This window comes from Mesorhizobium sp. 113-3-3 (assembly GCF_016756495.1).
Taxonomy (GTDB): domain Bacteria; phylum Pseudomonadota; class Alphaproteobacteria; order Rhizobiales; family Rhizobiaceae; genus Mesorhizobium.
Window position 1 is genome coordinate 2,881,579 of the sequence record NZ_AP023243.1, and the last position, 23,098, is coordinate 2,904,676.

A 23,098-nucleotide genomic window follows, 5' to 3' on the forward strand; every position below is an offset into this window, starting at 1 on the left:
GGTGGTTCCAGGCCGGCAAGCTGAAAACAGCTCCGGTCTGGACTGCCTGCAAGTTTTGCCGGCCATGCGCCGTGCTCGCGCCGAAATTGACAGGACTGCTTGTCTCCGTCATCCTTGAGCCCAGTCGCCTGATGTGTCAGGGCGACCGAGGGCAGCGTCATGTTCAGTCCCGTCACCGGCCAGAATGCCAAGCGCGCCGCGGTGCGCAAGGCGCTCGACGCCCACAAGGTCTATATCACCGCGCAGAGCTTTTCGGACGGCGCCTACCGCGCACGCGTGCTGGTCGACGGCGAGGCCTACTGGGTGGATGAGTTCCGGCTGAGCCAGCTGCAGCAGGGCCTGTCGCCGGCCGAGCTCGAGCTGACGCCGGCTGCCGACGATTGAGAGCGTGACTTCCATCCGTTCCGGAATGCGGCGGTTGCTCCTGCTTGCCAAGCGCTTCGGGCGCTGACCCATGCCTGCTCCCGTCAAGCTCAAAACCTATCGCGCCAAGCGCGAATTCTCCAAGACGCCGGAACCGGCGGGCGGGCCGGTCAGCGGCGACGGCAACCGCTTCGTCGTCCACAAACACCACGCAACCGCCGACCACTATGATCTGCGCCTGCAAGTCGGCGATGTGCTGAAGAGCTGGGCGGTGCCGCGCGGCCCTTCGCTCAATCCGGCCGACAAGCGGCTGGCGGTCGAGACCGAAGACCATCCGCTCGAATATATCGATTTCGAGGGCGTCATTCCCGAGGGCGAGTATGGCGGCGGGCCGATGATCGTCTGGGACACCGGCACCTGGGCGCCTATGGACGATGTCGACAAAAGCCTGCGCACCGGCGCTTTCAAGTTTCGCCTCGCCGGCGAAAAGCTCAATGGCGGCTGGATGCTGACCCGGCTGAAGCCCAAGCCCGGCGAGGAGGAGAACAAGAAGAACTGGCTGCTGTTCAAGGAGCGCGACCTCGCCGCCGACAAGGCGCTGAACATCCTGGAAGCACGGCCGGAAAGCGTGAAATCCGGCCTGCGCATCGAGGAACTGGCGGCCGCCGCGAAGCCGGCGGGGAAGTCCGCGCCGAAGCCGAGCTCGCTGAAACCCGGCACGCTGCCGGGCGCGGTGAAGGCGCCGGCGCTCAGCCGTATCGAGCCGCAGCTGGCGACGCAGGCACTGAAGCCGCCGGGCGGCGAGAGCCCTGCGGAGAATACCAATGAGCTCTGGCTGCACGAGATCAAATTCGACGGCTACCGCACCATGGCGCATCGGTCCGACGGGCAGGTGCGGCTGATCACCCGCGGCGGCATCGACTGGACGAAGCGCTATGGCGACCTGCCGCACGCCTTCGCCAAACTGCCGTGCCGCGAGGCGATCATCGACGGCGAGATCGTCGTGCTCGATGCCAAGGGCATCAGCCGCTTCGCGCTGCTGCAGGATGCGCTGGCGGAGGGCGCCGGCAGCAAGCTGCATTTCTATGCCTTCGACCTCCTGCATCTCGACGGCTGGGACCTGATGAAGACGCCGCTCATCCGACGCAAGGCGCTGCTGGCCGAACTGCTTGGCGGGCTCGGGGCGAATTCCGCCATCCAGTTCTCCGACCATGTCGAGGGCTCAGGGCAGGGGCTTTACGATCAGGCGACGGAGCTCGGCCTCGAAGGCATCGTCTCCAAGCGCGCCAGCGCGATCTACCAGAGCGGCCGCACCAAGAGCTGGACCAAGTGCAAGGCGCTGCAGAAGGACGATTTCGTCATAGCGGGTTACACGGTTTCGGACGCGGCGGAAGGGCTGGCGGCACTCGGCATGGCCGAGTGGCAGGACGGCGAGCTGCACTATCGCGGCAAGGTCGGCACCGGCTTCGACGCCGGGACGGCGGCCGACCTGCTCGCCCGGCTGGAGCCGCTGACGGCGGGCGCCACGGCGCCTGAAGGCGTGCCGCGCGAAATCATGCGCGAGATGCGCTGGGTGAAGCCGCTGTTTTCGGCGCGCATCCACTATGCCAACCGCACGGCGGACAATTCCTTGCGCCATGGCGTGTTTCGCGGTCTGCGGGATGTCGGCCTGTCGACGCCGGTCTCGGCCAAGCGCAAGCGGTTGATCTCGGAAGCCGATCTCGCCACCATCTGGGTGACCAATCCTGAGCGGCGGCTGTTCGGCAAGACCGGGCCGACCAAGCTCGACATCGCCGTCTACTACGCGCTGGTCGGCGACTTCATGCTGCCGCATATCCTCGGCCGCCCGGTGTCGCTGGTGCGCTGCCCGACCGGCCTGCCCAAGGATTGTTTCTTCCAGCGCCACGCCTTCACCGGCATGCCGCCCTCCGTGGTGACGTTCCAGGCGACCAATTCCGAGGGCGAGACCAAATCCTACCTCTCGATCGAAGGGGCAAAAGGCTATCTGGCGCTGGCGCAGTTCGGCGTCGTCGAGTTCCACACCTGGGGAACGCACCGCTTGAGCCTCGACAAGCCCGACCAGATCGTCTTCGACCTCGATCCGGGCGAGGGGATTTCCTGGCGCGAGGTGGTGGAAGCGGCCGTCCACATCAAGGGCGAACTGGAAGGGCTGGGTCTGGTGCCGTTTGCCAAGACGTCCGGCGGCAACGGCATCCACATCACCGTGCCGGTGACGAAGAAGCAGAACTGGAAGAAGCTGCACCAGGCGACCAGCGCCATCTCCACCCATCTGGCGGCGACCGCGCCCGACACCTTCACCACCACCATGGGCAAGGAAAACCGCAAGAAGCGCATCTTCATCGACTTTCACCGCAACGCCCGCGGCCACACCTCGGCGGCGCCTTATTCGCTGCGCGCCCGCACCAATCTGCCCGCCTCGACGCCGGTGAGCTGGAGCGATCTCGAGGCGATCGATGCGCCGCAGGACCTGAATTATTCGTCGCTGCCGGGGCTGCTGGAGACGTCGGGCGATCCGTGGGCGGATATCGAGGAGTTTGCGCGGGATTTGCCTACCCTTCTTTCGTCATCCTAGGGTCTGCGCGCGTCGCTTCGCTCCTTGCTTCGCCCTAGGATGACAAAGCTTCCAGGCATTCGGCCAATCACCGGTGGCTCGCTCGCCATCGACGCTTCCGACAATTTGAATTATTCTCTCTCCAACGACCTCAAAGGCGTACCGGAAGATTTCGTCAGGGATTTGCCTGTATCTTTCGGCGCTGGTGTAGGATTTGCGCAGCCTCGTTCGTCCTTCGGACGAAAAGCGCTGAGCAGTATCGGTGCATGGCCGCGTAGGAGTTTATCATGGCGCCCAGGGCAAGTTGGAAGGGTTATCTCAAGCTCAGCCTCGTCAGCTGTCCGGTGCGGCTATACCCCGCAACGACCACCAGCGAACGCATCTCGTTCAATCAGCTGCACAAGAAGACCCACAACCGCATCAACATGAAGCCGGTCGATCCCGAACTCGGGCTTGTCGAGCGCTCGGATCTGGTCAAGGGTTACGAGTACGAGGACAAGCAGTACATCATCATCGATGATGCCGACCTCGACGCGGTGCGTATCGAATCCAACCACACGATGAACATCGAGGCCTTCGTCGACGAGGGCGAGGTGGATGTCATCTACCAGGACGCGCCCTACTACCTGGCGCCGGACGGGGCGATGGCCGAGGAAACCTTCGCCGTGCTGCGCGAAGCCATGCGCAAATCCGGCAAGCTGGCGATCGCCCGGCTGGTCCTGTCCAGCCGCGAGCGGGTGGTGACGATCGGCGCGCGCGAGAACGGCATGTTCGTGTGCACCTTGAGGAACCCGAACGAAGTGCGTGGCACGGCTGAATATTTCGGCAACATCCCGGCCGGCAAGCCCGACCCGGAAATGCTCGAATTGGCGGAAGCGCTGATCAAGCAGAAGGAAACCACCTTCGACCCGAAGAACTACGAGGACCGCTACGAGATCGCGCTGATGGCGATGATCCGCGAGAAGCTGAAGGGCCACAAGCCGATCATCGCGGCGGCACCCGAGCGCGGCAATGTCATCAACCTGATGGATGCGCTGAAGGCGAGCCTGTCGCAGTCGAAGCCGCCGGCCAAGTCGAAGACCAAGGCCGACGAGGTGGCGGCAAAGCCCGCCGCCAAGAAGGCGGCAGCGGGCGGCGCCCCTGAGAATCCGTTGAAGGCCAGTCTGCTGAAGGCGGTCGGCAAGAGCAAGAAATGACGGCACCGGCGGTCTCGGTCGCAGGGGCCGTTTTCGGTACCATCGGCGCGCTGGCGGCGTTTCCCTTGCGGCTCGCCGCACGCGAGGTCGAGCGTCAGCACGGCCAGCTGAGGCGCGGCATCACAAGGCGCACGACACATGTCGTGTTCGGCCGGACGTTGCTGGCCAAGGCAGGACCGACGAAAAACGGCGATGCCGGGATCGAGCGCCGTGTCGCCGCCGAACGCGCGGCGGGGCGCGTGCTGATCAGCGAGAACGGTTTTTTGCGCCTGCTCGGCCTGATGAAAGCGCCGGAGGCATCGTCCCTGTCGCGGCAATCGCTGATCGAGCAATCGCGGCTGTCGGGCGCCGACCTCGACCTGCTGTCGCTGTTCGATGCGTTCGAGCATGACTGCGAACCCTATTCCTTCCGCGACCTGATCCTGGCGCGCAAATATGCCGGGCTGGTGGCCGGCGGCGCGACCTGGGGCGCGATCGCGCGCTCCGTGCATCGCTCCGGCCCGGTTGCCTCGCTCACCGCCAAGTCGCTCAATGTCGGCTCGCAGCACGGCCGCCCCAACGCGATCTATCTCGAAGGCGGCCAGAGCGAGCTCGACGGGCAGTTGCTGTTCGATCTGGGTGCCGCGGCACAAGGCGACGACACGCTGGAAGAGCTGTTCGCCGAGGCGGAAGCGGCGGAAGAGCAGGGCGATCATGAAGGTGCTGCGGCACTTTACCAGCGCTGCCTCGCCATCGACCCGAGCGATGCGATTGCCGCCTTCAACCGCGCCAACTGCCTGCGCACCGGCGGCCACGCGGCGGATGCCGCGCGTGATTATATCAGGGCGATAAAACTCGACCCGGCCTTTGTCGAAGCCTGGTTCAATCTCGCCGGTCTGATGAGCGAGCAGGGCCGCGACGCCTCGGCGCGACGGCATCTGCAGAAGGCGATCGCGCTCGACAAGAGCTACGCCGATCCGGTGTTCAACCTGGCGCGGCTGGAATTCGACGCCGGCAATCTGCCGGAAGCGCGGCGGCTGTGGGTGCGGTATCTGGAACTCGACGCGGATAGCGAATGGGCTGACGTGGCGGCCAAGGGCGTGCAGTTCGTGGATATGCAGCTGACACGGAAGTCCGTTTCCTGAGCGACCCTCTTTTGCTCCACTCCCTATCCTGATCAAATCGGATAGGAGGCGGAAGGGCTGTATGGGTTCTGCAGGCGGAGGATCTGGTGACTGACTGGAAAGGCGGGGAATTTCCCTTCTTATGTTTGTTACTCGCGGTATCTACCGCATCTTTTCTTTTTTTGATGGTGCAGCAGATTCGCGATCTGTGCTTCTACTGGAGAAATCATTGGGATTCTTCGCAGGACAACAACATCAGTTTGAGCAGATATTATCGTGGAGAGAGCTCTGATGAGGATCTGATGTCCAACAAGGAGAGGATTCTATTAGGTCGACCGATCCTCATTTTCGTAGCAGCAATTTTCTCGATTGCTTTCGCTTCCATCGTCTTTCAACCGGAGCATTGGAGAAGGGGTGGGGCCGAACTCTCCTATCTTTCTCTCGGGAGCCCGCAAACTGATGCCCACTAGCTTCCTCTTCGACGGCTTCGACACCGCTCCCGTCACCATCCTGCTCGCGCATGGCGCCGGCGCTTCGATGGATTCGCCCTCGATGACCGCCACCGCCAAGGCGCTGGCCGCCGCCGGCTTCCAGGTCGCGCGCTTCGAATTCCACTATATGGCGGCCCGCCGCTATGGCCACCGCAAGCCGCCGCCGCGCGCCGAGACGGTGAACCCGGAATATATCAAGGCGATCGCCGATCTCAGGGCCAGGGGCGTGACCGGGAAACTCATCATCGGCGGCAAGTCGATGGGCGGGCGCGTCGCCTCGATGGTTGCGGACGAGATGTTTGCCAAGGGTGAGATTTCGGGCCTGCTGTGCCTCGGCTATCCCTTCCATCCGCCCGGCAAACCTGACCAGCTGCGCACGAAGCATCTGATAGGGCTGAAGACGCCGACGCTGATTTTTCAAGGCACGCGCGACGAGTTCGGCACGAAGGACGAAGTGGCGGGTTATGGGTTGTCCGATGCGATCGAAGTGGTCTGGCTCGAGGATGGCGACCATGATCTCAAGCCGCGCAAGAGTGTGTCGGGCTTCTCGACGGCTGATCATCTGAAGACGCTGGCGGAGACGGTGAGGGTGTGGGCGGACAGGATTTAGGGCGGTCACGTTAGCTCGATCGTTTCCTTTCGGCGTCGGCGCCGCCCCTCATTGTCCTGCCGGACATTTCTCCCCGTATAGTGACGGGGAGAAAGACGCTGTCATCGTTGCTTTCGCTAATCGCCTACGTCGCAGAAAGGGCGGCGGCGTTGCGACCAATTCCCTTCTCCCCGTCACTAGACGGGGAGAAGGTGCCGGCAGGCGGATGAGGGGCAGCGCCGCCATTGGCCATTCGCCCAATACAACGCGCCGCATCCTTCTCTTGCCCCCAGCTTCGCCTTCCTGCTTCATGCCGCCATGAAACTCGCCACCTTCAACATCAACAACATCAACAGCCGGCTGGGCAATCTGCTGGCCTGGCTGGCGGCCGCCAAACCCGATGTCGTCTGCCTGCAGGAATTGAAGGCGCGCGACATGCAGTTTCCGCGCACCGCGCTGGCCGATGCCGGCTATGGCGCGGTGTGGAAGGGCGAGCCGACCTGGAACGGCGTTGCCATACTGGCGCGTGGCGCGGAGCCGGTGCTGACCCGCGATGCCTTGCCCGGCGACAATGCCGACCGGCAGAGCCGCTATATCGAGGCGGCGGTGAACGGCATCGTCGTCGCTTGTCTTTATGCGCCGAACGGCAATCCGCAGCCGGGGCCGAAATTCCAGTACAAGCTGGCCTGGCACAAGCGGCTGGAGGCGCATGCCGAACAGCTTCTCGACACCGGCCTGCCTGTGGTGCTGGCCGGCGACTACAACATCGTGCCCGAGCCGCGCGACATCTATGCCACGCGCTCCTATGACGACAACGCGCTGGTGCAGCCGGAAAGCCGCGCCGCCTTCGCCGCCCTCATCGAGCAGGGGTGGGTCGACGCGCTGCGAAAGATCCATCCGAAAGAGACGCTCTACACGTTCTGGGACTACCGGCGGAACCGCTGGCCGCGCGATGCGGGCCTGCGGCTCGACCACATCTTGCTGTCGAAGACGCTCGCCCGCCGGCTGAAAGGGGCCGGCATCGACCGCGACGTGCGCGGTGAGGACGGCGCCAGCGACCATGCGCCGGTCTGGGTGGAATTGAAGTAGGTCGCGCCCCGCCCGGCTAGCGGCGTCATCCCACCCTTGGCGGTGCCTCGGAGTAGTCGCGCTTGAGCATGCTCATAGTGTGGGCGTCGACGGGTTCGCCATCCCAGATCAAGGCCTCGCGCCGCGTGCCTTCGAGCCGGAAGCCGAGTTTTTCGTAGACCCGTCTGGCGCGCGGGTTGAACGCGTAGACCTCCAGTTCGATACGGTTCAGCCCAAGGCCCTCGAAGCCATGGCGCAGCAGCAGCGCGGCGGCCACGGTGCCATGGCCCTTGTCGCGGCCGGTTGCCTGCCAGATGACGATGCGAAACGATGCCGCCTTGTTCGGCCAGTCGATGCCGTTCAGCACGGCTTCGCCGATCAAGGCGCCGCCGGCGACGATGCCATAGTCGCAGCGGTCGCTTGCCGTTTCGGCCCGTGCGTAATGAGCCTCCACCTCCGCCAGCGTGTGCCTGGCGTGCGTGCCCGTCAGCCGCTTGGATTCCGGTTCTTCCAACGCCGCATGGATCGCCGGTGCGTCAAGCCGGGTGAGCGGCCTCAGCGTTACCGTCCCGCCGATCAGCACCGGCTTTGTCACCTGTGTCATGGACACTCCCTTGATTGGCCAGCCTTCTTTCGAACGAAGCAAGGAATGTCCAGCCATTTCCATGCGTTCGCACCCACGCGGCATTCGCACCGGCGGCCACTCGACTCCGCCGCGGCCTTGCGTAAGATCGGCCCCGGCGAGGGAATTCGATGCGACCACAGCCTGCCAATACCGACGCCGATGCCGTCGGCGGCGCCACCGGCATGAGCTTTGCGCCATGACCAGGCCTGCCGACAAGTTGCTGGCGGTGCTGTTGATGGCGCTGGCCGCGGCTTGCCTTGCACATCTCTATCTCTTGCCGGGCAGCAAGGATCCTGCAGCCATGCATGAGCCGTGGGCGGCGCAGCTGGCGGCCTTCTCGCTGCTGGCGTTCGCCTGCCTCGTCGGCGCCGTGCTGTTCTGGGCCGGGCTGCTGCCGGGACGGCCGGCGCACATGGCCGGAACGCCGCTCTTCGGCCGCGCGGCCGAGGTGCAGGAGACGGGCAGGCCCGGCCTGCGTAAGGTCTTCCTCGCCTTGCCGTTGATCGTGCTGGCGGCTTTTGCCGTCGACCGGTTCGGCCCGTGGCATGATGGCGGCGACGTGGCCAGCCAGCCGAATGAACCGCCGAAGACGGCCGAACCCAAGCCCAGTGAACCCAAGCCCGACGAACCCAAACTGGCCGAACCCAAACCCGCCGAGCCGAAGGGCCAGGACGTCGCCAGCGCGCCGCCGGAGCCGGCACCCGCGCCAGCCCCGCAACCAGCTCCGCCACCGATAGCCGCCAACCCGCCGCCAGTATCCGCACCGCCGGCGCCGCCCGTGGCCGTGCCGGCGCCTGTCGCCCCGGCGCCGCCGGAGGTCGCGGTCATCCCGCCGCCGACCGTGGCGCCATTGCCGCCACCGCCGCCGGCGGCGCCGACGCAGCCCGACGGCCATCGCGACGCGGTCGTCTGGCTTTCGGTGGCGCCGGACGGCCGGTCGATCATGAGCGCCAGCACCGACCATGTGATCAAGCTGTGGGACATTGGCGGCAAGCACCTGATCCGCAACCTCGGCGTCCACAAGGACATGGCGCGCACCGCGCTCTATATGCCCGATGGCGTCAGCGCGCTGACGGGCGGCGACGACGGCGAAATCGTGCTGCGAAAACTTGCCGACGGCGCGGTGCTGCATGTCTTCCAGGCGGGCCAGAATGGCGGCGTCAACAAGCTCGCCATCAGCCCGGACGGCAAGCGCGCCGTCAGCGGGCACGACACCGGCAATGTCATCATCTGGGACCTTGTCAACAATTCCGTGCTGCATGTGCTGACCGGGCACGACTGGTCGATCAGCGCGGTCGCCGTCTCGCCTGACGGCAAACAGGCGCTTAGCGGCAGCATCGACGGCACGCTGAAACTCTGGGACATCGAAAGCGGCAAGCAGTTGCGCAGCTGGCACGCTCACGAGCAGGGCACCTATGGTGCAGTATTCACGGCCGACGGACACCATCTGGTCACCGGCAGCGGCGACCTGACGATCAAGGTCTGGGATCTCGACAGCGGCCGCGAGGTGAAGCGCTTCGAGGGCCATGAAGGCACGGTCTATACGCTGGCACTGTCGGCCGACGGCAAGCGCCTGCTGTCGGGCTCGCTCGACGGCACGGCGCGGCTGTGGGACATGGAAACCGGCAACCAGATCGCCCTATTCGACAGCCAGACCGGCCCGATCTACGCCGTGGCCTTCGCCCCCGACGGGACGGTGCTGACCGGCGGCTACGACCGCACCATCAGGGACTGGCCGGCGGCGGGCGGGGATGGCGTGGTGCTGTTTGCGGGAGCGCCGGGGTGAGGGAGCGTGCGCCGCCATGGACGAGGCGGCGTGATGAATCGAATTCCCGGAGCTTCGGGGAGCTGCGGAACTGACGCAAGAGTTCATCCGTTTTCCGATTCGAGAGCCTGGCCGACCTTGACCGTCTCGCCGCCCAAGCTATGTTCGCGCCATGTCAGCTCCCAGCCTCATGGCCAACGCGCCGCTCATCGTCATTGATCTCCAGACCGGCATGTTCGACGGCGTCCATGAGCCGCCGATCCATGAAGCGCCTGCCATTGCGGAGCGTGCCCGGGCGGTGATCGACTGGGCAAGGCGCGGCGGGCGCAAGGTCGCTTTCGTCAGGCATGATGGACCCGAAGGCGACCCGCTGGCGCCGGGCGAGCCGGGTTGGCCGGTATGGCCCGCCCTTGGCCAAGCGGAGGACGAGCCGACCTTCGCCAAATCCGTGCGCGACGCCTTCAGCAATCCCGCCTTTGGCGACTGGGTGGCAGGGCAGGGAGCCGGTGGGATTGTAATCGTCGGCGCGCAGACCGATTTTTGCGTCGCGGCAACCGTCGAGGCCGCGATCGCCAGAGGGCTCGGCGTCACCGTGGTTTCCGATGCCCACAGCACGCTGGACAGCGCCAGCGAGAGCGCTGAGCAGATCATCGCCCGGCACAATGAAGACTTCGCCGAAGCCGGCGTCAGTCTGGTGACGACAAAGGCGCTGGTTGGCGGCTGAAGCGCCAGGCCATGACAGCCCGGCCTGCCGGACGGATCACAATGCCAAGCTTTTGCCATGGCCGACGCGGGCGGGGGGGCGCATTGTTGGGATGGCTGGGCGCCCGCGTCAACCAGGGCGGCTCGTACCGCCGCGATAACACAATGGCACATTGCGGCGCCGCCGAAACTTCCGCGAAAGCGTAATAGGCAAGGGCCGCAGTGCGGATTCGCGCCCTGCCTTGCCGGAACCAGGGACAATTGCGCGAAACAGTTTTTCGTCGCTGCCGCATTGACCCACGGCGGGCGGGCGGCGAGGACTGGCGCTTTCAGCAGGGATGGCGCCCATGGACGAGCAGACGATCTTGAGCGAACAGGCGATTTTCCGCAACGCGAAACTGGCCGACGGGTCGCTGACGGATCTTTTCGTCACCGGCGGCCGCTTCAGCGCCATCGCGTCAGCCGGCAAGGCGCCGCCGGCCGATTTCGCTGCCGTCGACCCAGCCATCATCGACCCCGCTGTCATCGACCTTGACGGCCAGCTTGTCGTGCCGGCCTTCGTCGAGGGGCATATCCATCTCGACACCTCGTTTTATGGCGATGCCTGGCGCCCGCACATTCCCTGCACCAACGGGTTCGACGTGCGCGAGCGTGTGGCCTTCCAGGCGCGAAACCTTGCCGCCGCCGCGCCGATGGCGGAGCGCGCCAGGAACCAGCTCGAGCTCTGTGTCGGCAATGGCAGCATGGCCATGCGCAGCCATGTCATGGTCGACGCCGCGGTCGGGCTCAGCCATGTCGAGACCATCCTTGCCGTGCGCGAAAAATACCGCGACCTCATCGACATCCAGCTCGTCGCCTTCCCGCAAAGCGGCATCCTGTCCTCGCCCGGCACGGCGGAATTGCTCGACGAGGCGCTGAAGCTCGGCTGCGACCTTGTCGGCGGGCTCGACCCCGCCAGCTTCGACCGCGACGTGAACGGCCATCTCGATGTGGTGTTCGCATTGGCGCAGAAGCATGGCGCCGGTATCGACATCCACCTGCATGATGGCGGCGCGCTCGGCCTGTTCCAGGTCGAGGAGATTGCCGCGCGGACAAAGGCGCTCGGCATGGCGGGCCATGTCGCCGTCAGCCACGCCTATGGCCTTGGCGACATCCCGGCCGACGCCGTTGCGAAGGCCGGCGCCATCCTGGCGGCAGCCGGCGTGGCGATCATGACCAACGCGCCCGGCAACCATGCTTTCCCGCCGGTGGCGGCCCTGCGGCAGGCCGGCGTCACAGTGTTCAGCGGTTCCGACAACATCCGCGATTCCTGGTGGCCCTACGGCGATGGCGACATGTTGAGCCGAGCCAACATGATCGGCTACCGCTCAGGCTTCTACGAGGACCGCGAGCTCGAGGCGGCCTTCGATGTGGTGACCCATGCCGGCGCCAGGGCGCTGGGACTGGCGGATTACGGCATTGCCGTCGGCGCCAGCGCCGACTTCGTCGCCATGCCGGCGCAGCACGTGCCGGAGGCGGTGGTGGCCGTGCCGAAGGACCGCACGGTCTATCGACGGGGCAGGACGGTGGCGAAAAACGGCAAGGTGCTGGTGCGCTGACACGAGCCGCCGGCGGGGCACAGGGTCGCGTATTGCATGTATATCAATCGACTGCCCTTTGGTCGGCCGCCTGGGCCGATCGGGCCGGCATGGAAGACAGCGCGCGCTGATCCGGCGGCTGCTCGCCGAAATAGAGCAAGCCGCCCAGGACAAGGAATACAATCCCCACCACTGCCAGTCCGACCATCAACACGGCGACCGCCGTGCCCGGGCCGTGACCTGTCCTGGTGATGATGGACCGATGGTGCATCGCTCTTCCTCCGAAATCCAGTCGGGTCCGCAGACCATGCGACAAACGACGGCAGAGGCGGTATGTTCCCGATGGAGGACCCCATCGGCCTTTTGCGTTTCCTTTTGGGACCAAGGTCTTAGGTGGCTGAAGCAAAGGTCCGATGAGTCTTGTTCGGTTCCGGCAATGTCCATTGGATGTTCTAATATTTTAGCCAATTGAGATATAATGGTTTTATCCCTCCGGGGAGTAAAAGCGAGCGTCGGGCACCGGCTGCCGGCCACCTGGCGGCAGTGTGTTATCTTCCACATTCATCGGACAGAAGGCCTTCTCACAGGCTGATCATGTGGAACCTCTTTCAATCTGGACGGCGAGGCAAACAGGCTCTTGCCGATGTTCAGGAATTCGAACTTGTAGACCTCGCGCCGGCTGAGCGGCGCTGCCATGTCAGGGTTGCGCACCGGCATGGCGAAGCCGAATTCGCCGCCTTGCCGTCCGCCGCGATCGATCCAGTACTGGTCCATGTCGGCGCGCTTGCCCGCGCGTTTGTCGAGCGTGCGGAAATTGATGGTGTGCCTGGCATCGCAGACGCCGAGGAAATGATCGGCGCCGCCGCTGATCGCGATGCCTTCCACCACCAGCAGTGCCGCATCCTTGGGCCTCAGTCCGCACAGGTCGCGCGTGGCCTCTATGACCGCGCGCTTGGCCGCCGGCTCCCGGCTGCCCTGGAGCCCGCCAATGGCCACGGTGTAGCGGCCGTTCCCCAAGGCGCCGGCGCCCAGGGGGCCGGCGCCTTGGGGATAAAGGATGAAGCTCAGCCTGACCAGGTCCAGCCGGTCGCTCTGCCGCGTCAACCCGATCGAGAAGGCGCCTTCGTGGCTGGCGCCCGAATGAACGGACAGACGCATGGTCAGGGCATAGGCATCGCGTCGCCCGGTCACCTGGCCGATAGCCATCGTGCGCCCGCGCCAGGCCGCCTCGAGCAGGTCCCGCGGCAGGCCCGCCGCGGCAAGATTGAAATGGCCGACCAGAAGGTCGAGGCCGCGATGCCCTGGCAGGTCAAGCGCGAAGAATTTGTAGGGCTTCTTGCGCAGCAGATCGTCATGCGGGCAGCCCAGGCCATGCCGCCGCCGGAAGCCCGCGAGGAAGTGGAACCATTTGAAGAAGCTCACCGGCTTGCAGGCGAAGCGGGTGAGGAAAATCCTGGACTGCCGCAGCCCCAGCCGCCAGCAGAGACCAAGGATCTGGCTGAGGACGCCGGTCGTTTCCCGCAACCAGGCGCGCTCGCTCGTTTCGAAACTCAAGATACATCCCACACGGCTGTTGTGGGGGCGGGGTTAGCCCGGACGGATTACGCGGACATTGCGAAACGTGCGTTATGTCCCCGCAACCATAGCGGCAACAGCGGCAATCGCCAGACCCAGCATGATGTAGGAGCCCTTGATGATGTCGCGGATGATCTTCTTGATCGTCTCGCGGTCGTTGAGGTTGGAGAGGGGCTCGTCGGGCAGCGCCACGCCGAGGAAATCGCAAAGCGGCGCCCAGCCTTCGGTCCCGTTGTGGATCAGCAGCCTGTGCGGCGGCTCCGCGGCCTTCACCTTCTCGGCATAGGTGTTGTAGCGCGCCGCCGCCTTGGCGCGGTCGCTCATCGCGCCGTCCAGCGCCAGGTCAACGCGCAACAAATTTCGAGGGTGGTCATGGGCCAGACGATCACATAGTTGCGCAGTTGCTAAAATAATGGAACGTTGTGGGCGGGCAGTGGGACTCCAAGCGGGAGAGTCGTTCGAAACGGGCAGTTTCGGCGGCTTGGGTATCGATGTATATAGGGCAGTTTCTCGTAGGAATGTCAGCCACGACCATCATTGTCGCGGTCTGGACCTATATGGCCACCGGTTCTTTGTGGAAGGCGCTGGCCTGGACGGTAGCGGTGCTGGTCATCCTCCAGGTCGGCTATTTCGTGCTCGTCATGCGGCTGATCTATCGTCGCGCGCGCAAGGCGGCACGTCAGGGTGAGGTCGACGCTGTTCCGCCGATGCATCGTGACGGTGGGCACCTGGGATAGATCAGCGGTGGGGCTACCAGCCCATCCATTCACGCGTGCGCCAGGCAAGGCCTGCAAAAGGCACCATCAGCACGAAAACGACAAACATCAGCGTGATGGGATGCCTGGTCACGGAGGGACGGGGAGCCATGCGCGATCATTCCTTGCTGGAGATTCATCTGGGCTGGAGATTCATCTGGGCCGGAGATTCATTTGGCAATGCGTCGGACAACGCCATGACGGTCACATAGTTGCATCTGAAAGGGGGGCCACCCGCGCCGGAACCGGATGCCGGCGCCGGCGTTTTCCCGATGCGACCGGTGAGGCTGCCACCTCCGCCGGCGCTGTTTGAGGCTCCCCCCGCTCCCGGCTGGGCGAGCCTTTTTCATGCCTTCGACAACGGCATCTGGAACGACGCAGTTCGCTCTACGTTAGCTATCGCTAAAAGCGGTCGTTGGATCGCGTTCCCTTGGAAGAAGCTCCTTGTATGCCCCCTTTCGGGGAAAGTGTATTTTATACCTATGCCCAAATAGAATAATTGATCGTGAATTTTCGAAGCATAGGGTAGATTACCGTGCTCATATGCCAAACTAGGCATTCGTAAGGCGCGCCACATTTATTCCATAAACCAGAATGGAACCTCGTGACAGTGGACGAGTTTTCCTAAGGGCGGAAAACCAGACAATTGATATGGAGGTTGTTATGAAACATTATCTTTCGAGTGCTGCGGCCGCGATCGTTCTGATGGGTGGCATGGGTATTGCCATGGCGGACACAATCGTCGTCCAGCCCGAGCAGGAAACGGTGGTTCGCGAATACGTCAAGAAGCAGCCGCTCGCTTCGGTCAATCTGCTGGGCCTCGAACTCAAGCTCGGCTCGCCGGTGCCCGACAAGGTCGAACTGCGCGAAGTGCCCAACGTGAAGTACCGCGTCGCCGTGATTAACGACCAGACGGTTCTGGTCGACCCCGAGACCCGTCAGATCGTCGAGGTCCTGCACTAAGTTTGCCGAGCCAGGCTCGGCTGGCGAAAGCCCGTCACCAGCATCAGGTTGGTGGCGGGCTTTAGCATGGCATAATCTCGGCGCTGTCCAGCCATCATTACGGGCTGGCATCGTGAAGAGCGTTGCCGGGCAGCCCTCCTGGAAGGGGATTTTTCGTTCCTCGGTGTCTTTGCCAAGAATGGCTTGATCTGGGGTGGCGACTGGGGAGAGCCAGGCAGCAAGCATAGCTTCATCGACGATGACCATGTCCAGCGCTGTACGCTTTGGCGCCAGTCGCAGCTGTTCAGCGGGACCTGGTATCCGACGCCGGCTACGACCCCTACAGCGACAATCCCTGACAAAAGGGGTCCTTGGCGCCGAGGGCGCCGGCAAAGATGGCGGCGCGGCCGGAATTGTTCCCGGCCACACCGCCTTGAAGGGTGTCACTCGGCGGCCAGCTTGTCCTGCGTGTTCGTGTCGAAATCGCTGGCGTCGTGGCGCTCGTGCAGCTGCATGGCCGGCTCGCCGAAGGCGCGATTGACCATGCGGCCGCGCTTGACCGCGGGGCGGGCGTCGATCGCCTTCGCCCAGCGCTGAACGTGCTTGTATTCCTGTACGGACAGGAACTCGCCGGAATCATTGTACATGCGCCCGAGCGCCAGCCCGCCATACCAGGGCCACACCGCCATGTCGGCGATCGTGTAATCCTTGCCGCCGAGATACTCCGTTTCCGCCAGCCGGCGGTCGAGCACGTCGAGCTGCCGCTTGGTTTCCATGGCGAAACGGTCGATGGCGTATTCGAATTTCTGGGGCGCATAGGCATAGAAATGGCCGAAGCCGCCGCCCAGATAGGGCGCCGAGCCCATCTGCCAGAACAGCCAGGACAGGACTTCCGCGCGGGCAGGCTGGTCGGTGGGCAGGAATTCGCCGAATTTCTCGGCGAGATAGACCAGGATCGAGCCGGATTCGAAGATGCGCACCGGGGTGGCGCCGCTGCGGTCCATCAGGGCCGGGATCTTGGAGTTGGGGTTGACCTCGACGAAACCGCTGCCGAACTGGTCGCCGTCGTTGATCCTGATGAGCCAGGCATCGTATTCGGCGCCTTTGTGGCCGCGCGCCAGAAGCTCCTCCAGCATGACGGTGACCTTGACGCCATTCGGCGTCGCCAGCGAATAGAGCTGCAGCGGGTGCTTGCCGACTGGTAATTCCTTGTCATGCGTCGGTCCGGCGATCGGCCGGTTGATGCTGGCAAAGGTGCCGCCATTTGCCTTGTTCCAGGTCCATACTTTCGGCGGGGTGTAGTCTGTCATGTCGGGCCTCGTGGGGAAGGGAAGGGCGGGAATGGGCGGGTCCCCTACACCTAGGGCTGCGGAGGCGGAAGTTCAACTTGCGTTGAACTATTGTTTTATGTGGGTGCTGCCGCCTCTTCCCCTCTTCCCTTGCGAGAGAAGGGAAGGCGGCGCACGGCCCTTCGCAAAGCTCAGGGCGTTCGAGGCTCGAAAAGCCAAGCAATTGGCTTTTCGTCCGCTGCGCGGACCGCCTCTCACCCCTTGCACCATCCCCGCCGAGGCATACCTATAGGTGAAGCCGCCAAGCATTTGCATCGCAGGACAAAATCATGGCCATCAATCCCAATCCGCGTTCCGTCGTTGCCGTGCGGGCGACCGTTCCGGACGATGCCTTCACGGCCGGTGCGCTTGGCACGCTCCGGGAAGGCAGCGGCGTCGTCATCCGGGATGACGGGCTGGTGCTGACCATCGGTTATCTCATCACCGAGGCCGAGGAGGTCTGGCTGACCGCGCATGACGGCCGGGTCATCCCGGCGCACGCGCTGGCCTATGACCAGGAATCGGGCTTTGGTCTGGTCCAGGCGCTGGCGCCGACCGGGCTGCCGGCCGTGGCGCTGGGCGATGCCGGCAAGGCCCGGATCGGCGACGCGGTGGTGCTCGCCGACGGCATTGGCCGGGCGGTCGAGGCCAAGATCGTAACCAAGCAGGAATTCGCAGGCTACTGGGAGTATCTGCTCGACGAGGCGATCTTCATCGCGCCCGCGCATCCGTCCTGGGGCGGTGCGCCGCTTTTTAGCGCCGACGGCGCGCTGCTCGGCATCGGCTCGCTGCGACTGCAGATGAGCCGCGCCGGCGAGGTCGCCGATATCAACATGGTGGTGCCGATCGATCTGCTGCCGCCGATCCTCGACGATCTCCTGACGCGCGGCCAGGTGGCCAAGCCGCCGCGTCCGTGGCTCGGCGCCCTGTCGGCCGAAAGCGACGGCAAGGTGGTGGTGATGAGCGTGACCGAGGGCGGCCCGGCGGCCAAGGCCGGCCTGCGCCAGGGCGATGTCATTTCCGAGGTCCGCGACGGCGCGGTCGACGGGCTCGCCGATTTCTATCGCAAGCTGTGGGACAGCGGCTCGGCCGGCGCCGAAATCCCGATGCGGGTGGTGCGCGACGGCCGCGAGACCTGGCTGCGGGTGAAATCCGCTGACCGGGGCAGTTTCTTGAAGAAGCCGCAGCTGCAATAGGCCTGATGTCGGCCAGACGATGCATCCAAGACTGCTCAAAACCTTCCTCGCGGTGGCGCGCAGCCGCAACGTCACGCGTGCCGCCGAGGCGGTTCATCTCGCGCAGTCGAGTGTCAGCGACCAGATTCAGGCGCTGGAGGCTGAGCTTGGCGCTGCCTTGTTCACACGCTCGAAGTACGGCCTTGAACTGACGCCGGCGGGACTGGCGCTGAAGCCGATCGCAGAAGAGCTGCTGCGGCTCGACGGCGAGGCGCGCGCGGCGGTGCTGGCAGCTGGCGGCCAGACCAGCGGGGCGCTGACCATCGGTGCGCTGGAAACGATCGCCTCGGCCCGGCTGGCGCCCTGGCTGGCGGGGTTCCAGGCCAGTCATCCCGACATCACCGTGCGCATCAAGGTGACCGACAGCGGCACGCTGCGGCGCCTGCTGGAGGACGGCGACATCGACGTCGCCTTCTGCTTCGAGCGTCGCGACGGTGCGAAGGACAACGATGAACGCCTGGCCAGGCGCACGATAGGGACCGAACCCCTGGTTCTGGTCGCGGCTCCGGGGCAATCCACCGCGCCGCGTGACCTCGCAGACCTTGCCGCGCTGCGTTTCGTGGTGACGGAGCCCGGTTGCATCTACCGGCACATGTTCGACACCGCTTTTGCCGAGGCGGATATGGCTCCGCCCAAGCCTGCGGCCGAAGTCGGCAGCATCGGCGCCATTGCCCGGCTGGTGGCGGCGGGTGCCGGGCTCGGCCTCATTCCCCGTCTCGCCGTCAGCGATGCGCTGGCGCGCGGCGATCTCGTCGAACTGCCGTGGCCCGCCCCGGCACAGGCGGCACCGCTGACGATGATCTGGCGACGCCGGCGCATCCAGCCGCCGGCATTGCGGCACTTGCTCGCCGCCGCGCGCAACACGCTGATGCCGGAACGCCAGGAGGCGGGTTCAGGTCTCGATTCGGCTGACAGCTCCAAAGCCTTGTTTCCAAACAATTCCCTGGCGAAGGCTGCGGCTGGTTAAACCAGCCGGTGTCCGCCTTCGACATGCAGCGTCGTCCCGGTGGTAAAACCATTGCCGATCAGGAAGAAAATAGCGTCGGCGATGTCTTCGGGCTGGCCGACCCGGCCGACCGGCAGCCGTTCGGCCATCGCGGTGAGCATCTCGGCCTTCCTGTCGCCGGCGACCTGCGCCCAGATCTCGGTGTCGACCCAGCCGGGCGAGACGGCGTTGGCGCGGATCGGCGCGAGTTCGACGGCCAGCGCCCGCACCAGCCCTTCGAGCGCGGCGTTGACGGCGGCGACGACCGTGCCGCGCGCGGCCGGCCGGTAGGCTGCGATGCCGGAGACGAATGTCAGCGAGCCGCTCGCGGCAAGGCGTGGCGCGCCGTGCTTGGCAAGCAGCAGCGGGCCGAAGAGCTTGCTGTCGACCATGCGCTGCGCCGCCTTGAGGTCAAGCTCCGGCAGCAGCCTGTAAGCGCCTTCTATGTCGGCCGCCGTGCTGACGATGTGATCGAGGCCACCGATCTCGGCGAACAGCGCCGCGACCTGGTCTTCCCTGGCGATGTCGACGACAGCAACGTCGAGGCCCGCGGGATTGCCAAGCCCCTCACGCGCCTGTCGCAGCCTCTGCTCGCCGCGCCCGGCAATGATCACCGTGGCACCAGCCTCGACGCAACGTGTGGCCAGCGCCAGGCCCATGCCGGAGCCGCCACCGACGATCAGGATCTTCTGGTTCGAAAGGTTCATGTCGCTCTGCCTTTTCTGGATTGGACAAGGGCAGGGGAATGGCAGCTCGGTGCGCCTGGAGGAAACGGAAGAAACCGATGGCGCCATCGGAAATGCCGATGATGCCGCGCACGAAAACCGTTTTCGGTCAGCGCACCAGCGGACTATCCCAGACGGCAAACAGCAGCGCTTTCAGCTGGGCAAAGCGCTCCGGCCCGAGTTCGGTGCGCCACTCCTCCTCGATGTCGCGCAATATGTCGACCATCTTCCAGAAAGCGGCGTGGCCGCGTTCGGTGGCGTGGACCACGCGCGCGCTGCCTTCGCCGTCGGAGCGGACGATGTAGCCGTAGCCTTCGAGGCTGCTGAGCAACTGGTTGATCGCCTGTTTGCTCATGCCGGCACGCTCGGCGATGGTGCCGGGGCGCGCGCCGTCCGGGCCGGGAAACTGCAGCACGGCCATATGCGGCAGACGCAATTCGTCGAAACCGGCGGCGTTGAGCTCCTTGATCAGCCGGCGCTGGATGGCCTGCGCCGGCACGCGCAGGAGGGCGCCGATCAAGAGGTCTTCGGTCTTGGTCTGGAGAACTTCGGTGGAGGTGGCCATTGACGATCCGGTAAATTGAGTTTACTGGTAGGTAGTAAATGTAATTTACCGGAGGGGTTTGCGCAATGTCGGCCATGGATCTTCAGGTCAACCCAGCCCATGAGACCATCGGCACCAAGGGGCTGTCGGTCCGCTTCCTGGTGTCGGGCGAAAATTCGAACGGCAGTGTCGCCACCTTCGAACTGATGGTGCCAAGCGCCCAGCGCTTGCCCGCTCCGGCGCACAGCCACGATCACTACGAGGAAACGATCTACGGCATCGATGGGGTTTTGACCTGGACCGTGGACGACAAGGCGATCGAGGTTGGGCCGGGGGAGGCGCTGTGCATTCCACGCGGCGCCGTCCATCGCTTCGACAATAATGGCACCAGGGATGCCAAGGCGCTGTGCGTCATCACGCCGGCGGCGATCGGTCCGCACTATTTTCGCGAGGCCTTCGGCTTGCTCAACGCCGCCGCCGGCGGGCCGCCGGACAAGGCTGCGATGATGGAGATCATGCGCCGTCACGGCCTGACGCCGGCAGCCCCGCCTCCGGCCTGACGCGGCTGCAGGGGCAGTGCGCGCCTTATAGCAGGGTGAAAGGAAGTGTCGTGGTCCTCTGTCGGGCGGTTGCACTCTTGCGGCAGCACCGCAATGAATGGTGTGTCCCTGCTTCGCCACTGCTGACGGAAACTGGCAGTGGGGCCGTGCCATGATGCGCGGAATCGCAGGATGACGGAGGCCGAGATGACAGGGACTTCAGCGACAACAATTCTGAACCGGCAGGCCCGCTGATGGCGCCGGTCAAGGTCGATCCCGACAAGGTCCGGGAATTTGCCGACGCGGCGAGTTTCTATACCTGGCTCGGCCAGCACCACGCCACGGAAACCGAAGTGTGGATCAAGGTGCACAAGGTCGGGTCAGGGCTGAAGTCGATCACGCCGAAGGAGGCTATCGACGTCGTGCTGTGCTTCGGCTGGATCGACGCGGTGCGCAAAGGGCTGGATGAGAACAGTTTTCTCCAGCGCTACACGCCGCGCGGCAGGAAGAGCATCTGGAGCAAGATCAATGTCGACAATGTTGCGCGGCTGGTAGAGGAGGGCCGCATGACCGGGCATGGGCTCAGAGAGGTGGAGGCCGCCAAGGCCGACGGACGCTGGACGCGCGCCTATGGCAGCGGCAAGGAGATGAAAATCCCCGACGATCTGCAGGCAGCCATCGATGCCGAGCCGGCGGCCAAGGCGATGCTGGAAAAGCTCAGCGCGCAGAACCGCTTCTCGCTCGCTTTCCGCACTCACAACATGAAGACCGAAGCCGGCCGCAAGAAGAAGATCGAGACCTTCGTGGCGATGCTGAAACGTGGCGAGACGATCTATCCGCAGGGCAAGAAGTAGGAGCCTTCGGACGCGGGAAGGAGGGGCGATGGGTCAGTCCGCGAGGGGGCTGACGACGCCATTAAGATATCGCCGCGTACGGCCTGGACAAGAAAGTCGAGAACCGTTGTCACCCGCAGCGGCATATTCCGGCGCGATGGGTAGACGAGGTTGATCGGCAGGCGCGTCGGCGGAAAATCCGGCATCAGCCTGACCAGCCTGCCGGCCTCGATGTCCGGCCCGGCCAGAATGTGGGAGAGCACCGCAAGCCCGGCTCCTGCCAATGCCGCGCGATGGACGGCCATTGAATTGTTGGCGACAAGGCGGGGCTCGATACGCAGAACAACCTCATCAGCTCCGCTGGAGAACGACCATGACCGGCCGTCGCCGCCACGGCTGTAACAGATGCAGGCGTGATCCCTGATGTCCTGCGGCACTCGCGGTTTGTCGCGTCCCTCGAGATAGGCGGGCGAGGCCACGAGAAAGGCGGTTGTCCAGCCGATCCGGCGGCACATCAGGCTGCTGTCGCCGACCGGCCCGAGGCGCACCTCGAGATCGATTGCGTTGGCGACCAGATCCGACGGCCCGTCGCGAAGGACGAGCTCGACTTGCAGGTCGGGATGGCGTTGCAGCAGGCTTGCCAGGCGGTCGCTGATGAAGAAGCCGAGCGGCGTCGGCAGGCTGAGCCTCACCTTTCCGGATACGGCCGCGGCTTCCGCGCCGCCGGCCTCGCCGAGCGCTTCGACCGCTTCGATGACACGCAGCGCCATCGGCAACATCCGTTCACCCTCCGCCGTCAGGGCGAGCGCGCTGGTCGTTCGATGCAGAAGGCGGGTCTTCAGATGCGCCTCCAGCGCCGAGACCTGCCGGGATACCGCCGGCTGCGTCAGATCGAGGTCGATGGCAGCCGCCGAGAAGGATTTCGTCTGCGCCACGCGCAGGAACGTTCGCAACGCCGATACGACATCCATCCTCGCCTCATACTTTTCGACATAAGCCTTATGTCCGCATCCTAGGCGGGTGGCGCTTTACTGTCCAGATATTATGGATATTAAATATCCTTAAGGACACAAGATATCCTCAAATAAGGAAGAGCCATGACACAGCGCCTCAACGCCGCGCAACAATCGCCCGAATTGTTCAAGAAGCTCATCGATCTCAGCATGGCCGAGACACGCGGCGCCATCGAAGAGAAAATCCGCGATCTGGTCCACATCCGGGCCTCCCAGATCAATGGCTGCGCCTTCTGTCTCGACATGCATGTCAAGGAAGCCAAGATCCATGGTGAGGGCGAGCTGCGGCTCGATCATGTCGCCGTCTGGCGGGAATCGACCCTTTTCATTCCCCGTGAACGCGCCGCCCTTGCCTGGACCGAGGCCGTCACCAAACTCCCCGAAGGTGGTATCCCGGACGAGCTCTATGAGCGCGTGCGCGTGCAGCTTTCGGAAAAGGAAGTTTCCGACCTCACCTTCTCGGTCATGGCCATCAACGCCTGGAACCGCGTCAACGTCGCCTTCAAGACCGTGCCCGGCTCCGCGGACAAGGCCTACGGCCTCGACAAGGCCGGCCTGAACTAAACCTTTCCC

General features: G+C 64.6%; 25 protein-coding genes. 17 read left to right on the top strand and 8 right to left on the bottom strand.

The window, feature by feature from the left end; genetic code table 11:
- Nucleotides 1-159: 159 nt before the first annotated feature.
- From JG746_RS14005 to xth, 7 genes are all read left to right on the top strand, one after another.
- Complete coding sequence (locus JG746_RS14005; RefSeq protein ID WP_202358657.1) at nucleotides 160-384, top strand: hypothetical protein; 225 nt, start codon at nucleotides 160-162, stop codon at nucleotides 382-384.
- A 70-nt stretch (nucleotides 385-454) separates the two neighbouring features.
- Nucleotides 455-2,956, top strand: a complete 2,502-nt coding sequence (gene ligD, locus JG746_RS14010) for a DNA ligase D (RefSeq protein ID WP_202358658.1) — start codon at nucleotides 455-457, stop codon at nucleotides 2,954-2,956.
- A gap of 266 nt (nucleotides 2,957-3,222) precedes the next feature.
- Entirely contained in the window at nucleotides 3,223-4,131 is a 909-nt protein-coding gene (gene ku, locus JG746_RS14015; RefSeq protein WP_096448322.1) for a non-homologous end joining protein Ku, read from the top strand.
- On the top strand, nucleotides 4,128-5,255 hold the full coding sequence (locus JG746_RS14020; RefSeq protein WP_202358659.1) for a tetratricopeptide repeat protein: 1,128 nt from the start codon (nucleotides 4,128-4,130) through the stop codon (nucleotides 5,253-5,255). Before ku ends, JG746_RS14020 begins: the two co-directional genes overlap by 4 nt.
- Before the next feature lie 86 nt (nucleotides 5,256-5,341).
- Nucleotides 5,342-5,704 carry a hypothetical protein gene (locus tag JG746_RS14025; RefSeq protein WP_202358660.1) on the top strand — a complete coding sequence of 121 codons (363 nt, stop codon included), beginning with the start codon at nucleotides 5,342-5,344 and terminating at the stop codon, nucleotides 5,702-5,704.
- Nucleotides 5,694-6,335, top strand: a complete 642-nt coding sequence (locus tag JG746_RS14030) for an alpha/beta hydrolase family protein (RefSeq protein ID WP_202358661.1) — start codon at nucleotides 5,694-5,696, stop codon at nucleotides 6,333-6,335. Before JG746_RS14025 ends, JG746_RS14030 begins: the two co-directional genes overlap by 11 nt.
- 297 nt (nucleotides 6,336-6,632) lie before the next feature.
- The gene (gene xth / locus JG746_RS14035; protein ID WP_202358662.1) at nucleotides 6,633-7,403 is read left to right on the top strand and encodes an exodeoxyribonuclease III; all 771 of its coding nucleotides are present in this window, start codon (nucleotides 6,633-6,635) and stop codon (nucleotides 7,401-7,403) included.
- Between the two features lie 25 nt (nucleotides 7,404-7,428).
- On the opposite strand, the gene JG746_RS14040 is transcribed toward xth, so the two are convergent.
- Entirely contained in the window at nucleotides 7,429-7,986 is a 558-nt protein-coding gene (locus JG746_RS14040; RefSeq protein ID WP_202358663.1) for a GNAT family N-acetyltransferase, read from the bottom strand.
- Nucleotides 7,987-8,203: 217 nt separating this feature from the next.
- On the opposite strand from JG746_RS14040, the gene JG746_RS14045 reads away from it, so the two are divergent.
- The 3 genes from JG746_RS14045 (at nucleotide 8,204) to JG746_RS14055 (ending at nucleotide 12,072) form a co-directional block, all read left to right on the top strand.
- A complete protein-coding gene (locus tag JG746_RS14045; protein WP_202358664.1) occupies nucleotides 8,204-9,793 on the top strand; it encodes a WD40 repeat domain-containing protein in 1,590 nt (529 codons plus the stop codon).
- Between the two features lie 151 nt (nucleotides 9,794-9,944).
- Entirely contained in the window at nucleotides 9,945-10,496 is a 552-nt protein-coding gene (locus JG746_RS14050; RefSeq protein WP_202358665.1) for an isochorismatase family protein, read from the top strand.
- Nucleotides 10,497-10,821: 325 nt separating this feature from the next.
- Nucleotides 10,822-12,072 carry an amidohydrolase family protein gene (locus JG746_RS14055; protein WP_202358666.1) on the top strand — a complete coding sequence of 417 codons (1,251 nt, stop codon included), beginning with the start codon at nucleotides 10,822-10,824 and terminating at the stop codon, nucleotides 12,070-12,072.
- A 43-nt stretch (nucleotides 12,073-12,115) separates the two neighbouring features.
- Here the strand turns inward: JG746_RS14055 and JG746_RS14060 are convergent, their stop codons facing one another.
- The 3 genes from JG746_RS14060 to JG746_RS14070 all read right to left on the bottom strand — a co-directional run bounded on the left by JG746_RS14060 (nucleotide 12,116) and on the right by JG746_RS14070 (nucleotide 13,980).
- A complete protein-coding gene (locus tag JG746_RS14060; protein ID WP_202358667.1) occupies nucleotides 12,116-12,322 on the bottom strand; it encodes a hypothetical protein in 207 nt (68 codons plus the stop codon).
- Between the two features lie 290 nt (nucleotides 12,323-12,612).
- Nucleotides 12,613-13,605 carry a DUF535 family protein gene (locus tag JG746_RS14065; protein ID WP_202358668.1) on the bottom strand — a complete coding sequence of 331 codons (993 nt, stop codon included), beginning with the start codon at nucleotides 13,603-13,605 and terminating at the stop codon, nucleotides 12,613-12,615.
- A 72-nt stretch (nucleotides 13,606-13,677) separates the two neighbouring features.
- The gene (locus tag JG746_RS14070) at nucleotides 13,678-13,980 is read right to left on the bottom strand and encodes a sulfotransferase (RefSeq protein ID WP_244730797.1); all 303 of its coding nucleotides are present in this window, start codon (nucleotides 13,978-13,980) and stop codon (nucleotides 13,678-13,680) included.
- Between the two features lie 164 nt (nucleotides 13,981-14,144).
- Between JG746_RS14070 and JG746_RS14075 the strand changes: the two genes are divergently transcribed.
- On the top strand, nucleotides 14,145-14,363 hold the full coding sequence (locus JG746_RS14075; protein ID WP_244730798.1) for an exopolysaccharide production repressor protein: 219 nt from the start codon (nucleotides 14,145-14,147) through the stop codon (nucleotides 14,361-14,363).
- A 681-nt stretch (nucleotides 14,364-15,044) separates the two neighbouring features.
- Nucleotides 15,045-15,344, top strand: a complete 300-nt coding sequence (locus tag JG746_RS14080; RefSeq protein WP_202358670.1) for a DUF1236 domain-containing protein — start codon at nucleotides 15,045-15,047, stop codon at nucleotides 15,342-15,344.
- 422 nt (nucleotides 15,345-15,766) lie between these two features.
- Here JG746_RS14080 and yghU read toward each other — a convergent pair whose 3' ends face one another.
- Entirely contained in the window at nucleotides 15,767-16,633 is an 867-nt protein-coding gene (yghU, locus tag JG746_RS14085; RefSeq protein WP_202358671.1) for a glutathione-dependent disulfide-bond oxidoreductase, read from the bottom strand.
- Nucleotides 16,634-16,941: 308 nt separating this feature from the next.
- On the opposite strand from yghU, the gene JG746_RS14090 reads away from it, so the two are divergent.
- Both JG746_RS14090 and JG746_RS14095 read left to right on the top strand, forming a co-directional pair.
- Entirely contained in the window at nucleotides 16,942-17,847 is a 906-nt protein-coding gene (locus JG746_RS14090; protein WP_202358672.1) for a S1C family serine protease, read from the top strand.
- A 19-nt stretch (nucleotides 17,848-17,866) separates the two neighbouring features.
- The gene (locus tag JG746_RS14095; RefSeq protein WP_202358673.1) at nucleotides 17,867-18,853 is read left to right on the top strand and encodes a LysR family transcriptional regulator; all 987 of its coding nucleotides are present in this window, start codon (nucleotides 17,867-17,869) and stop codon (nucleotides 18,851-18,853) included.
- Here JG746_RS14095 and JG746_RS14100 read toward each other — a convergent pair.
- Nucleotides 18,850-19,578 carry an SDR family oxidoreductase gene (locus JG746_RS14100; protein WP_202358674.1) on the bottom strand — a complete coding sequence of 243 codons (729 nt, stop codon included), beginning with the start codon at nucleotides 19,576-19,578 and terminating at the stop codon, nucleotides 18,850-18,852. The two genes, JG746_RS14095 and JG746_RS14100, sit on opposite strands and share 4 nt — an antisense overlap.
- Before the next feature lie 127 nt (nucleotides 19,579-19,705).
- Nucleotides 19,706-20,161, bottom strand: a complete 456-nt coding sequence (locus tag JG746_RS14105) for a MarR family winged helix-turn-helix transcriptional regulator (protein WP_202358675.1) — start codon at nucleotides 20,159-20,161, stop codon at nucleotides 19,706-19,708.
- 65 nt (nucleotides 20,162-20,226) lie between these two features.
- On the opposite strand from JG746_RS14105, the gene JG746_RS14110 reads away from it, so the two are divergent.
- Together JG746_RS14110 and JG746_RS14115 are read left to right on the top strand one after the other, a co-directional pair.
- Nucleotides 20,227-20,700, top strand: coding sequence for a cupin domain-containing protein (locus tag JG746_RS14110; RefSeq protein ID WP_202358676.1), 474 nt, complete (start codon nucleotides 20,227-20,229; stop codon nucleotides 20,698-20,700).
- Between the two features lie 233 nt (nucleotides 20,701-20,933).
- Complete coding sequence (locus tag JG746_RS14115) at nucleotides 20,934-21,533, top strand: YdeI/OmpD-associated family protein (protein ID WP_202358677.1); 600 nt, start codon at nucleotides 20,934-20,936, stop codon at nucleotides 21,531-21,533.
- Here JG746_RS14115 and JG746_RS14120 read toward each other — a convergent pair.
- The gene (locus tag JG746_RS14120; RefSeq protein ID WP_202358678.1) at nucleotides 21,512-22,483 is read right to left on the bottom strand and encodes a LysR family transcriptional regulator; all 972 of its coding nucleotides are present in this window, start codon (nucleotides 22,481-22,483) and stop codon (nucleotides 21,512-21,514) included. The two genes, JG746_RS14115 and JG746_RS14120, sit on opposite strands and share 22 nt — an antisense overlap.
- A gap of 126 nt (nucleotides 22,484-22,609) precedes the next feature.
- Here JG746_RS14120 and JG746_RS14125 point away from each other — a divergent pair, with 126 nt between their 5' ends.
- Entirely contained in the window at nucleotides 22,610-23,089 is a 480-nt protein-coding gene (locus JG746_RS14125; RefSeq protein WP_202358679.1) for a carboxymuconolactone decarboxylase family protein, read from the top strand.
- Nucleotides 23,090-23,098: the final 9 nt, after the last annotated feature.

Bases quoted from the DNA above. Each gene is read 5' to 3' on its own strand.
- JG746_RS14005 (WP_202358657.1), top strand. From the start codon at position 160: ATGTTCAGTCCCGTCACCGGCCAGAATGCCAAGCGCGCCGCGGTGCGC.
- ligD (WP_202358658.1), top strand. From the start codon at position 455: ATGCCTGCTCCCGTCAAGCTCAAAACCTATCGCGCCAAGCGCGAATTC.
- ku (WP_096448322.1), top strand. From the start codon at position 3,223: ATGGCGCCCAGGGCAAGTTGGAAGGGTTATCTCAAGCTCAGCCTCGTC.
- JG746_RS14020 (WP_202358659.1), top strand. From the start codon at position 4,128: ATGACGGCACCGGCGGTCTCGGTCGCAGGGGCCGTTTTCGGTACCATC.
- JG746_RS14030 (WP_202358661.1), top strand. From the start codon at position 5,694: ATGCCCACTAGCTTCCTCTTCGACGGCTTCGACACCGCTCCCGTCACC.
- xth (WP_202358662.1), top strand. From the start codon at position 6,633: ATGAAACTCGCCACCTTCAACATCAACAACATCAACAGCCGGCTGGGC.
- JG746_RS14040 (WP_202358663.1), bottom strand. From the start codon at position 7,986: ATGACACAGGTGACAAAGCCGGTGCTGATCGGCGGGACGGTAACGCTG.
- JG746_RS14045 (WP_202358664.1), top strand. From the start codon at position 8,204: ATGACCAGGCCTGCCGACAAGTTGCTGGCGGTGCTGTTGATGGCGCTG.
- JG746_RS14050 (WP_202358665.1), top strand. From the start codon at position 9,945: ATGTCAGCTCCCAGCCTCATGGCCAACGCGCCGCTCATCGTCATTGAT.
- JG746_RS14055 (WP_202358666.1), top strand. From the start codon at position 10,822: ATGGACGAGCAGACGATCTTGAGCGAACAGGCGATTTTCCGCAACGCG.
- JG746_RS14060 (WP_202358667.1), bottom strand. From the start codon at position 12,322: ATGCACCATCGGTCCATCATCACCAGGACAGGTCACGGCCCGGGCACG.
- JG746_RS14075 (WP_244730798.1), top strand. From the start codon at position 14,145: ATGTCAGCCACGACCATCATTGTCGCGGTCTGGACCTATATGGCCACC.
- JG746_RS14080 (WP_202358670.1), top strand. From the start codon at position 15,045: ATGAAACATTATCTTTCGAGTGCTGCGGCCGCGATCGTTCTGATGGGT.
- yghU (WP_202358671.1), bottom strand. From the start codon at position 16,633: ATGACAGACTACACCCCGCCGAAAGTATGGACCTGGAACAAGGCAAAT.
- JG746_RS14090 (WP_202358672.1), top strand. From the start codon at position 16,942: ATGGCCATCAATCCCAATCCGCGTTCCGTCGTTGCCGTGCGGGCGACC.
- JG746_RS14095 (WP_202358673.1), top strand. From the start codon at position 17,867: ATGCATCCAAGACTGCTCAAAACCTTCCTCGCGGTGGCGCGCAGCCGC.
- JG746_RS14100 (WP_202358674.1), bottom strand. From the start codon at position 19,578: ATGAACCTTTCGAACCAGAAGATCCTGATCGTCGGTGGCGGCTCCGGC.
- JG746_RS14105 (WP_202358675.1), bottom strand. From the start codon at position 20,161: ATGGCCACCTCCACCGAAGTTCTCCAGACCAAGACCGAAGACCTCTTG.
- JG746_RS14110 (WP_202358676.1), top strand. From the start codon at position 20,227: ATGTCGGCCATGGATCTTCAGGTCAACCCAGCCCATGAGACCATCGGC.
- JG746_RS14115 (WP_202358677.1), top strand. From the start codon at position 20,934: ATGGCGCCGGTCAAGGTCGATCCCGACAAGGTCCGGGAATTTGCCGAC.
- JG746_RS14120 (WP_202358678.1), bottom strand. From the start codon at position 22,483: ATGGATGTCGTATCGGCGTTGCGAACGTTCCTGCGCGTGGCGCAGACG.
- JG746_RS14125 (WP_202358679.1), top strand. From the start codon at position 22,610: ATGACACAGCGCCTCAACGCCGCGCAACAATCGCCCGAATTGTTCAAG.